This window comes from Wolbachia endosymbiont (group B) of Silvanus unidentatus, from assembly GCF_964028615.1.
Lineage (GTDB): Bacteria > Pseudomonadota > Alphaproteobacteria > Rickettsiales > Anaplasmataceae > Wolbachia.
In genome coordinates this window covers 1,589,394-1,601,659 of record NZ_OZ034795.1, presented here as the reverse complement: position 1 = coordinate 1,601,659, position 12,266 = coordinate 1,589,394, and the positions used below count along the sequence as shown (strand labels likewise).

Annotated in this window: 9 protein-coding genes; 3 read left to right on the top strand and 6 right to left on the bottom strand. The window is 32.5% G+C overall.

Going from position 1 to position 12,266, the window contains the following annotated elements; all coding sequences use genetic code 11:
- From ABWU65_RS07610 to ABWU65_RS07595, 4 genes are all read right to left on the bottom strand, one after another.
- Window positions 1-351: a ribosome-binding factor A gene (locus ABWU65_RS07610; protein ID WP_006015187.1), complete on the bottom strand. Its 351-nt coding sequence runs from the start codon at window positions 349-351 to the stop codon at window positions 1-3.
- Between the two features lie 9 nt (window positions 352-360).
- Complete coding sequence (infB, locus tag ABWU65_RS07605) at window positions 361-2,682, bottom strand: translation initiation factor IF-2 (protein WP_007302788.1); 2,322 nt, start codon at window positions 2,680-2,682, stop codon at window positions 361-363.
- Between the two features lie 7 nt (window positions 2,683-2,689).
- Window positions 2,690-4,243 (bottom strand): transcription termination factor NusA, encoded by a 1,554-nt coding sequence (gene nusA, locus ABWU65_RS07600; RefSeq protein ID WP_149168891.1) that lies wholly within the window; start codon window positions 4,241-4,243, stop codon window positions 2,690-2,692.
- An 87-nt stretch (window positions 4,244-4,330) separates the two neighbouring features.
- Window positions 4,331-7,405, bottom strand: a complete 3,075-nt coding sequence (locus ABWU65_RS07595; protein WP_353280646.1) for an efflux RND transporter permease subunit — start codon at window positions 7,403-7,405, stop codon at window positions 4,331-4,333.
- A gap of 161 nt (window positions 7,406-7,566) precedes the next feature.
- On the opposite strand from ABWU65_RS07595, the gene ABWU65_RS07590 reads away from it, so the two are divergent.
- Window positions 7,567-8,217: a hypothetical protein gene (locus ABWU65_RS07590; protein ID WP_007302791.1), complete on the top strand. Its 651-nt coding sequence runs from the start codon at window positions 7,567-7,569 to the stop codon at window positions 8,215-8,217.
- A gap of 3 nt (window positions 8,218-8,220) precedes the next feature.
- Here the strand turns inward: ABWU65_RS07590 and ABWU65_RS07585 are convergent, their stop codons facing one another.
- On the bottom strand, window positions 8,221-8,958 hold the full coding sequence (locus tag ABWU65_RS07585) for a glutamine synthetase (RefSeq protein ID WP_007302792.1): 738 nt from the start codon (window positions 8,956-8,958) through the stop codon (window positions 8,221-8,223).
- A gap of 325 nt (window positions 8,959-9,283) precedes the next feature.
- Here ABWU65_RS07585 and dnaA point away from each other — a divergent pair, with 325 nt between their 5' ends.
- Together dnaA and secF are read left to right on the top strand one after the other, a co-directional pair.
- Window positions 9,284-10,666 carry a chromosomal replication initiator protein DnaA gene (gene dnaA, locus ABWU65_RS07580; RefSeq protein WP_213863681.1) on the top strand — a complete coding sequence of 461 codons (1,383 nt, stop codon included), beginning with the start codon at window positions 9,284-9,286 and terminating at the stop codon, window positions 10,664-10,666.
- Window positions 10,667-10,823: 157 nt separating this feature from the next.
- Window positions 10,824-11,699, top strand: a complete 876-nt coding sequence (gene secF, locus ABWU65_RS07575) for a protein translocase subunit SecF (RefSeq protein WP_007302794.1) — start codon at window positions 10,824-10,826, stop codon at window positions 11,697-11,699.
- Window positions 11,700-11,704: 5 nt separating this feature from the next.
- On the opposite strand, the gene ABWU65_RS07570 is transcribed toward secF, so the two are convergent.
- Entirely contained in the window at window positions 11,705-12,229 is a 525-nt protein-coding gene (locus tag ABWU65_RS07570; protein WP_007302795.1) for a TIGR02281 family clan AA aspartic protease, read from the bottom strand.
- Window positions 12,230-12,266 lie beyond the last annotated feature (37 nt).

Sequence of the window (12,266 nt, the reverse complement as noted above, 5' to 3'; positions counted from 1 at the left end):
TTAAGTGTGATTATGTAATATTTTGCTTACATTGACAAAATTATCGAATGCTAAATCAGGCTTAAAAACTAACTCAGGTATAAATCGCAAATCAACATAACACAATATAGATTTACGTATTGACCATGCAGATTGGTTCATTTCATTAACAACAGTGCTGATATCATCATTATCATTTTGGATGTTTAATGAAGATAACACAATATATACATCTGCTTTCTTCAAATCTTTGCTTAGCTTTACATCAGATACTACTACTTTTTCATTAAGAACATTACCTTCCATTAAGACTTTTGATATTGCCCTATGTAATACCGATGCTACTTTTAGGTTTCTAATTTCCTTTTTCATATTCAACTACTATAACGTCCTTTCTTCTTGCACTAATTGATAAGCTTCCAAAATGTCTCCAACTTTAATATCGATATTACCCTCTAGCGATATTCCGCATTCAAAATTTACACCCACTTCTTTAACGTCATCTTTAAATCTACGTAGTGCTTTTAACTTTCCTTCATGCACCAATTTGCTGCCACGTACTACCTTAATTAGAGAATCTTTTTTTATAACTCCATCAGTGACATAACATCCGATGATATTACCGGCTTTGGATGAATTAAATATTTGCCTTACAGATGCAGAACCAACACGAACCTCTCGTGTAACAGGCTTTAACATTTTAGTTAGATACATCCTCATGTCTTCAATAAGCTCATATATTATATTGTAAGTATGTATTTCTATACCTTTTTGTTTTGCTAATTCTCTGATTTTTGAATCCACTTTTACATTAAAAGCTAAAATTACTGCGCTTGATGCTTCTGCAAGCAGCACATCTGAATCTGTTACTCCTCCTACTGCTTTGTGTAGAATATTTAATTTCACTTGATCTTTACCAAGCTTATCAATTGAGCTTGATATTGCTTCAATAGAACCAGTGACATCGCACTTTAAAACTACAGATAGTTCTTCTGTTTCACTATCATTACGACTGAATATATCTAAATTACTGTCGTCTAAATCTTCTTGCTTTTTCTTGATTAATTCTAACCTGTATTCAACAATTTCACGAGCCTGCCTTTCAGAGTTTACAACAACAAATTTATCTCCAGCATTTGGTACACCATTTAAACCAGTAACTTCAACTGGAGTAGAAGGTAGTGACGCTTTTTCTCTTTGACCAAGGTGATTAACCATACTGCGTACTTTGCTGTATGTTGTACCAACTATCAATATGTCACCAATCTTTAATGTTCCTTCTTCAACTATTAATGTAGCTGATATTCCTTTAGCTTTATCTATTTTGGACTCTATTACCCATCCAAGTGCTCGACAATCCTCTATTCCTTCTAGCGTCATTAATTCAGCAATTAATAAAATTGCCTCTTCTAGTTTATCTAAGTTGATTTTCTTTTTTGCTGATACTGGCACAATTATAACATCACCACCAAGTTCTTCGGGGATGAGGTCATACTGAGGCAAACTATTAATTATTCTTTCTACATCGCCAGGTTGTGATTTATCAATTTTATTAATGGCAACTATAATAGAGACATTTGCTGCTTTTGCATGGTTTATTGCTTCAACTGTTTGTTTCATGATTCCATCATCAGCTGCAACTACTATCACAACTATATTAGTAATATTGGCACCACGTGCACGCATTGCAGTAAATGCCTCATGCCCTGGTGTATCAATGAAAGTAATTTTTTGCTTATTTTTTGTCGTTAATTGATAAGCACCTATATGTTGAGTGATGCCACCTGACTCTCTTTCTGCAACATTGGATTCACGAAATGCATCAAGCAATGATGTTTTACCATGATCCACATGTCCCATAAAAGTAACGATAGGTGGTTTTGGTCTTTTAGGTAAGTTTTCTCTGTTGCTTATGAAGAGTAAATTCTTTTCTTTATCAGCATCACTTACTCGTTTAGCCGTATGACTAAATTTTTTTGCTATTTCGCATGCTATATCTGGATCTACTAGATCATCTACTCTATAGCTCTCCCCAACTTCTTCTTTGAGCATTTTTAGCACATTCTTGCTATCTTCTGCCATACGAATAGATAACTCCCTGATAGTTATTTTGTCTGGTATAATAACTTCTCTTGATATATTTTTACCCTTAGTAAACTTTGATTGTTTACTTCTTATACCAAATTTTTGCTTAAATACAGGGAGGTATTCATTTCTTTCATCTATTGCCTGTGTAATTACTAGCTTAGAATGCTTAGAGTATATATCTTTGCTAGCTTTAAAAGACTTTTTATCATTGTTCTCATATTCAATACTATCTTCTTTTTGTTCAACTGAGTTAGTATTACTTAAAACTTCCTTATTTATTTCTTTAGGTACAGAGTGTGATTCATTTTTATCTTCAACTTCTTGATTGCTTTCTTCTTTTTTTATTTTCTCTTCTTGTTCTCTCTGATTCCTTTCTTTCAGCAAAGTAGCATTCTGTACAGCATTAATGCGGGAAATTTGTTCTTTTTTAGTTAAAGAGCCTAATTTACTCTCGTCAAATAAACTATATTCTTCTGCAGAATGAATTTTTCTTCTTTTTTTTACTATTGTAGTACCAGTACTTTGACTATCTAAAGAGTTTAAATTAATGTCTAATTTAAGCTTGCTTAAGCCTTGTAGGGTTAATTTTTTATTACTGATATCTTCATTATTCATATTGTTTTTATATTAATCCAAGCTTTTTACGTGCTTCTATGATTATTAAATCTGCTGTATCTTTTAGATTGTCTTTATTATTAGTTGAGGAAGAGAGTATGCTACAAAACTCATAATTTGATAAATCTGCTATGTCCTCTAAAGTTTTAATATTATGTTTACTAAGAGCAATTTTATTATCTATTGATAAGGCTAAGTTGATTACATCGTCTTCCATACCTAAATTTTTTAGCTCTTCTATTTTTCTATCATTCTCTGCTTTCAGGTAATTATTTGCTCTATTATGAAGTTCATTTGCAATATCTTCATTGAAGCCCTCTATTGAAGCAAGTTCCTTAATTGAAGTGTTAGATATATCTTCTACACTTGAAAAACCTTCTGTTACCAATAATTGGCCCATAATCTCTTCTAAGTTTAAAGCTTCAGCAAATAAAACTGAACATTGACTAAATTCTTTATTTCTTCTTTCTGATTCTTGCTGAGTGCTTAATATCTCAATTTTCCATCCAACAAGCTCTGAAGCTAATCTTACATTCTGACCCTTTTTTCCTATAGCTAAACTCAATTGATCTTCAGCAACTATTAACTCTATACAATTTTCATTTTCGTCAATAATGACCTTTGATACTTCTGCAGGAGTAATGGCTTTAATAACAAATTGACCCAAATCTGATGAGTAATGTATGACGTCGATTTTTTCACCGTTTAATTCGTGTATAATAGTTTTTATTCTATCTCCTTTAACTCCAACGCAAGCACCTACTGGATCGATATTCCTATCAGATGAAAAAACAGCAATTTTAGATCTTGAACCAGCGTCTCTAGCTATACCTTTAATTGTTATCAATCCGTCAGCAATTTCTGGTACTTCTTGATTCAACAATGCTTCTAAAAAGCCTTCATGAGTCCTAGAAAGAATGATTTGACGTCCATCGTCAGAGCGCTTAACAGCCTGTATGTAAGCTTTAACCTTATCGCCTTCACGAAATGACTCACCACCAATTAAGTTTCGTAAAGGGAGGTATGCTCCAATTCCGTTTATGTCTATAATAAGATCTGAATATTCTACTTGTTTAACGATGCCATACCTCATTTCTCCTACCTTATCTTTAAATTCCTCATATTGCTTTTTTAACTCTTCATTTTTGATTATTTCAGAAATCTTTTGCTGGGCAATTCTTGCTGAAACAAGATCAGTGTTAAGAGAAATCAATTCACTAATAGTATCTCCAACTTTTGCATCTTCTTTTATTAACTTAGCTTGTGTCAACTTAATTAAGTCACACTCATTTTCATTTGATTCATCATTAATGACTTTTAGTTGTCTATATGAGGTAACTTTGCCTGTGTTTCTATCTATATTAACTACAATTTTACTTTTGCTACCATACTTTTGTTGAGCTACTGCTTCGATAGCACTTTTAAGTGCATTTATTATAATATTAAAATCCAAACCTTTTTGAAGTGAGAGCTCTCCCGCTGTTTTTATTACATCAAGGCTTCCAACTATGTTATTCTTGTTGCCTTTCTGATTAACACTGCTTTTACGATTAGCAATCATATAAATAAATCCAATTTAATTAGTTATAATTATAGCTTCAACAGGTAAAGAACGCTATCTTAAATGTTAAATGATTGCTAATTTAAGTCAAGTTTTTTCATGTCTTTGTATGATAAGCAATGCCGGAGTAAAGAATAAAGTTAAGACCGTTGCAGCTAATATTCCACTTGCTATGGTTGCTGAAATATCAACCCACCACTGGCTTGATGGAGCATCATATGTGATTTGTAGCGTAAAAAAACTGATATTTAACCTAGTAATCATCGGTATTAAACCAAGAACTGTAGTTGCAACGGTAAGTAGTATTGGCCTGATGCGAGAAATTGAAGCGTTTATTATACATTGCTTAATGTTATTTTTGCGCACCTTAATTTGCTGATGAAAGGCATCAAGCAATAGTATATTATTATTCACTATAATTCCTGCTAAAGCAATTATCCCCACTCCACACATGACAACTACAAAAACTTTCTGAATAAGAAAGAAAATGAAAAATACACATGTTGTTGATAAAAACACTGCTGTCATTACGATAAATGTATAGTATATGTTGTTAAACTGTGCCACTAGCACCAATATCATCAATGTAATTGCTAATATAAAAGCCTTTAATAAAAATGCTCCTGATTTTTGTTGATCTTCCTTATCACCTTTGAAATCAATCTTTACTCCTTTACTACAGTCTTGAGTAATCGAATTTTGAATGAACTTAACTCTTTCATCAACAAGATAGCCAGTATCAACGTCAGCAGAGATTGTTACTGTGTGTGATCCATCAATCCTACTTAGTTTATTTGCCTTTTTTTCGGGAACGTATTTCACTATGCTACTCATAGAATATGGTCCATTTGCTGTATTAATAAAAAGGTTATCTATAGTTTTCATGTTGCGATTCTTTCTGGGAAAGCGTAGTACAATATCAATTTCTTCATCTGCGTTATTTGGTCTATATTTTCCAATTAATACTCCATTTGTAACCATCTTTATAAAATCACCGATGGTTGCAACACTTACTCCAGAGCTTGTAGCCTTACTCTTATCAATACTCATATTCCACTCTATTTCAGGTGCTGATCTACTATCTTGAATATTTATAAATCCAGATGAAGGTTGGTCCATAATTTTTAGGATTTTCTCTGCTACTGAATTCAAGTTGGATGCACTTCCGCTTAAGTTAATTTGTATTGGCTTGTCAGCTGATGGTCCTGACTTTTGTTCCTGTACATCAATTATTACTCCTTTTATGTTTTGTACACTACTCCTTATATCATTTAGTATTTGCGTAGCTTTGCGCCTGCAGCGCCAATCTACAAGTTCCAATTGAATTTTGGCAATAACGTTGTCTGAAAATTTTCCTGATCGAGCATAAAAAACATAAATTTCCTTTTCAACACCCAAAATACGTTCTTCTACTTTCTTAAGTATCAAATCTCGTTCTTTGGCTGATAAGCTTTCTTTTACTTTAACGCTGATTAAAATGTTATCTGAATCTACATTCGGAAAGAACTTTAATCCAGGACCAAAAGTAAAATATAATATACTAGACAAAAATAAAACAAACACGACAACACATACAAATTTTTTGGGGTGATCTAAGACTTTCTCTAACATACGTACATAAGTTCTTATTATAAGCCCAGTATTTTTTATCTCACCACTTTCTATAGCACTCATTCTTATTATTTCTTTTTTTGAAGTTATGGAAGGTTTACCAAATATTGCACCAAGTGTTGGTATAAAAACCAAAGCCATAATTAGCGATCCAGTTAAAGTTAGAATTATTGTAATTGGTATGTACTGCATAAATTTACCGACTGTATCGGGCCAGAGTAACAGAGGGAAAAACACTGCTAATTTAGTCAATGTTGATGATAAAACTGGATAGAACATATCATGAACTGAGGTGCAAAAGGCTTCTACTTTATCCATGCCACAAATCATCTTTCTATCAGCATATTCGCTGATTACAATTGCATCATCAACCAGCATGCCAACTGCCATAATTAAACTGAAGAGCACAACTATATTTAGAGTAATACCCATGAGGTAAAGAGCCATTATTCCTATTAGAAAGGAGCCAGGTATTGATAGTGCAACAAGAATAGCAGCCCTTGTTCCCATAAAGAGCATTATTATGGTTAATATTAGTAATACGGCAAATATTATACCATTTTCCAAGTCGTCAAGCACATCACGTACATTTTTTGACTGGTCATTCAAATAAACTACTTTTAAATTTTCAGGTAATTGATCTTTTGCTTTGTCTATTAAGTATTTTACTTGATTTACCGTGTCTATTATGTTTTTTCCATTACGTTTTGAAATTTCTAGTACAATGCTAGGTAGTCCATTAATACGAGCAAATCCTTGGTGATCCTCAAACCCAAGGTATACTTTTGCTATATCTTTGATTCTCAAAACTGCATCACTTTGAGATCTAATAGGAATATTCATAATATCTTCTATGTCTTTTAATAACCCTGATATTTTAATCGAATATTTACCGGTATCATTTTCTAGTGATCCGGCTCCTACCAATCTGTTGTTGTTTGATATAGCTTGAAATATCTCATTTGATTGAATGTTATATTTTGTTAGAACTGTGGGCTCAATTATAACTTCCACTGTTTCTTTACGCATACCTGCTACTTCAACTTTAAGAACATTTGGCAGAGATTCTATTTCTTTCTTTAGTTTGCGTGCTATTTCAGTTAAAGTTCTTTCCGGCAAATTACCAATCAAGCCAACGTTTAGTATCGGAAATAAGCTCAAGTTTATTTCATTGATTATTGGAGATTCTGCTTCAATAGGTAATTTTGATTTTATGTTTAAAAGCTTTGAACGGACATTATCGAGCACTTCTTTATTATCATACTCTGTTCTAAATTCGAGTATCATGTGAGCACCATCATTAGTTGCAAAAGCTCTCAATTCTTTTACACCTTCGATGGATCTTAGTTCATTTTCTATAGGAAGCACTAATAGCTTTTCACTATCCTCGACAGAAATACCAGGAAACCCGACAAATACACTAATTATAGGAATCTGTATATCAGGATTGCTTTCTCTTGGCATCTTTATATAAGTGTATGAGCCGAAGGTAAAAATCACGATAAGCAATAATATTACTGTTCTATTCCTCTCTACAAGTAAGCTTTTCATGCCAAACATTATACGTATTTATATCATATTATAGCTAAGATAAATTATATATTAATTAATCCTCATATAGCTTTATGTAAATGATTAAAATTTTTACAGTTTTGCAAGCGTAAGAAAATTTCTATATAATATGACTTTAGTATGGTATTTGAGGGATTATTATGGTAGCAGTTTTAAGTGTGATAGAAGGCAAGAATAAAGCGATCGTATCTGGGTTGGTTGGTGTTTCATCAACTTTAGTATTTTTAACAATGATTCACATTGCTGCAAAGATAGCCATTATAGTTACTGCTGCTGCAGTTACTTACGCATTACTTTCATTGCTTAATAAAGCAAGACCTAAGTCTGTTAAAACTGATGATATGTCAGAAGATGAAGGGTATAGCAGTGTTGATGAAGGTGAAGAAAAAGATACCGTAAAAGAACCAAAAAGAACTGAAACTGAGCTAGAAGAAGAATTAAAAAATAAAAGAGCAGAAGAAGAAATGAAAAATGGACTACCTAAACATATGGATTTCAAAGGTAATTCACTTTCTAAAAGTGCTGATACTACAGATAGTCATTTCGTTTCTAGTGCTACAAATATTGTTATGGAACCTTTACCTAAACACATGGATGCACTTGGTAATCCACTTCCTGAGCAGCCACCGAGCAACCTTACCAATATAGGGCTTGGATCATCTAAAAGTACGCAGAAACTATCTGCTGCAGACTTGCTATTACAGTATGGGAATGTAAATAATGATGTGAGGAAAGTGCTAGAATGGCCAATTACCTCAAAGGAGTTTAATGGGTTAGGGTTTAACAGGTAGTTGCTATATCAAACTCTCCATCTTATATTGAGGATCAGATGCAATGCCATACACTCTATTTGGCGGAGCAATTTTGTTCTCTATACCAAAAACTATACCTTCAATTATTGCTGTGAGTACTTTTTCAAGGTTACAATCTGCTCCAGGAACACGGTGCTCTAGGCGGCATCTTTTGGAATCGTTGCCAAAATAGGGAATTCTTATCGCAGCAGTTCTGTTATTCACTCCCCAACTAATCGTAGTTGGAGTATGAATATCTGGGTACTGAAATCTTAAATATGAATCATCATTTGGAGCAAAAAACAACATATGTTTTTTCATCATTGCACATAATCCACCTATGCTGTGAATCAGGTGGTCACTATATTTTTGCTTATTGCCATAAAATAAGTTATTATTATTTGAATCCATGAGGCTAACATGTACATTTAGTGCGCTGCCTGCTCTATCCAAATAAGGTTTTGCTTTAAAAGAAACATTACCATCGAACTCTTGTGCTGTTCCAATCAGTAATTTTTTTACTAACTCAAAATGCATAATTAAATTATCAGGACTCGTATAACAATCACTTTTTATCTCGTATTGGTTTAAAGAACTCTCTTTCTCACAAAAAAATCCAAGAGAAGCTATTTTATTTTTGATGCTATTCAGAAATAAATATTCTTTTTTTATTCCCTCAGTGTAAAACTCCAGTTCAATACCGAATACAGTATTATGACTCAAATTACTTAATATAATCACAAATTTACTTCAATAAATTTATACTAAATCAGCTATATTTATACAAGTACTTTACTTATTTATCAGTAAATTTAATATCTTATTTATACATAATATATTACTATTTTTTAATAACATACTTCTAATCCTCGGTACAAGCGACATTTACAAATTGATTGTTTTTATTTCAAAAAAATGATCAATTTTAGTGCTTTTATACTCTTTACAACTCGTCAAAAAATCCTCATAATTTTAGATATGTATTAAGTAGTTTAGCTTTTTATCTTACAGTAAGCTATTGATTATCTTGCATCTTTCTGATTATTGTTCTTTCTTGGTGTGGTATATGAACTTAACTAACCCTAAGGTTTTTACTATGTTTTTTGATCAGATTATTACAGTAACGGACCACAATGTTACTTGGGAAAAAATCCAAAATTATCTCCATAATCTCTATGGAGAAGCAACATATAACAGCTGGCTGAGTTCACTAAGATTTATCAGCAACAGAAATGGAGAAGTTTTGTTGTCTGTACCAACAAGATTTATAAAGGAGTGGATTACAGTTCACTACATGGAAAAAATATTGTCATTATGGCAAAGCGAAGATCAAAGTGTATGTTCTATTGATATTCAATTAATTGAAGAAAGAAATTCAAATTCTAATACGATACTAAAAAATAGAGAGGAAAATAATCATAATCTTGGTTCACCACTAGATACCAGATTCACTTTTGATAATTTTGTGGTAGGAAAGTCAAATGAGTTAGCATTTACAGCGGCAAAGCGTGTAGCGGAATCTATAGATCCAATATCAGGAAGCAACCCTTTATTTCTATATGGTGGAGTGGGACTTGGTAAAACACATTTAATGCATGCTATAGCTTGGGACATAGTTAATTCTCCGTCAGCAAAAAGAAAAGTGGTATATTTATCAGCAGAGAAATTTATGTATCAATATATTACGGCGCTGCGGAGCAAAGATATTATGTTATTTAAAGAGCAATTTAGATCAGTAGATGTATTGATGGTAGATGATGTGCAATTTATCAGTGGTAAAGATAGTACACAAGAAGAATTTTTTCACACTTTCAATGCATTGATAGACCAAAATAAACAATTGGTTATATCAGCTGATAGGTCTCCTAGTGATCTTGATGGAGTAGAAGAAAGAATAAAATCACGACTTGGTTGGGGATTAGTTGCAGATATTAATGAAACAACTTTTGAATTAAGACTTGGTATATTGCAGGCGAAAGTGGAACGAATGAATATGTATGTTCCAAAGGATGTCCTAGAATTTTTGGCAAGGAATATAAAATCCAATATAAGAGAACTAGAAGGAGCATTAAATAAGGTTGCTCATACCTCTTTAATTGGAAGAAGCATGACAGTAGAATCAGCTAGTGAGACCCTAATTGATCTTCTTAGGTCAAATCATAGGTCAATCACAATAGAAGAAATACAGAAAAAAATAGCTGAATTTTTCAATATAAAGATTGCAGATATGCAATCTAATAGAAGGCTCCGCAGTCTTGCGAGGCCGAGACAAATAGCTATGTATTTCGCAAAGAAGTTTACGCAAAAAAGTTTACCAGATATTGGAAGAAATTTTGGTGGTAGAGATCATGCTACTGTTATACACGCAGTCAAACAAGTGGAAAATTTCATAAGAACTGACCCAAAATTTGCTGATGAAATCAATCGATTAAAAAAGATGTTTAAGTAGCACTTTATTAATGACAACCAGGCTGTTTTCATTTTTTTGATCAAATATCTTTTTCAAGTAGATTAAGTAAATCAAAGATCATTATTAGTATAAGCTAAGAGAAAATAGCTAGTCGATTGCTTAAAAAGTATATAAAATCACAATTTAAGTAGGAAATATGGCAATTAGACTTATTCCAGATAATCTTGATATAAGATTTAGTAAATATAGAAATTTGACAGCACTTGTTAGCGTTATTCTTATCATTTTTTCAATGCTTACTTTTATGCTGCGTGGAATGAATTTGGGTATAGACTTTACAGGTGGAATTTTGATAGAGATAAAATCTTCAAGCAAGGATGATGCTATTCTCGGTATATTAAAAGAGAGTGGATTTACGATACAGAGTTCAAAAGCTGGTGATAACTTAGTTGTGCGGTTTAAAGATGAGGGAGATGAAGATAAAATTAAAAAGGTTAAAAGTATATTAGAAAGCAAATTAGGTAATTTAGTAACTTATCGTAAAATAGATTATGTTGGTCCACAAATAGGCTCAACGCAGATATTTGAAGGGATATCAGCCATGTTAATTGCAATTATTGGAATATTTTTTTATGTTTGGCTTAGATTTAGCTGGCAGTGTGGACTTGGTGGAATAATGGCACTGATCCATGATGTGATTTTAACTCTTGGCTTTATCAGCTTAACGAGTATTGAGTTTAATATTTCATCAGTTGCAGCTCTACTTACCGTGATTGGCTATTCAATCAATAATTCAGTGGTTATATACGATCGGATTCGAGAGTATAAAAAAAATAGAAAAGATGTAGAAATGGATGAAATAGTTGATGCTAGCATTAATTCTACACTATTTCGTACTATGTTAACTTCAGGTACTACTCTTCTTGCTGCTCTTCCTTTAGTGCTGATTTGTACAGGTGTGGTCAGAGACTTCTGCTTAATCATTTCTTTTGGCATTGCAATCGGCACCTGTTCCGCAATATTTATCTCTGCTCCTATATTGACCTGCAGAGCGTTGATAAGTAGAGTATAGAACGTTTAACTACGATATAATATTAGCTTATTATCCCTAATAGTGAAATGAAAATATCTCAAAAAGCTCATACCAAGTAATGAATGGGACATAGAGTGAGTATTAACACTAGCGTGTACATCATTAATTAAAAAATTTCCTATTTTAACTTGAGGGATGTGAACAACACCAGCTTTTATTTGACCTTTTGCAGTTTCATATATTTTAAAGTCTTGAATGTTTTGTAAGTTAATACCAGCATGTAACGCATCTTTTTGCGATAGAACAATATCAGTTGCTCCGGTATCAAGCAAAAACGTTATATTACGATCATTGACTTGAGCTTGAATATAAAAGTGTCCATCGTATGACTTTGTAAATTCAATACTTCCGCCATTTTGAACCCTTCCTTTGTACGGTAGAAAAGTGCTCAGAAACCTATTGCTTAGTTTATCCCCTTGTGAATCAATAAACATTGCAGTAATGACTATTATCAGTAGCCAAATAACTAGATTTTTTGCTGCATTCATATTATTAAAATTTGAAGCCATAAGAGTAAATTTTTAAGATTAGCGTTAAAAGCTATTA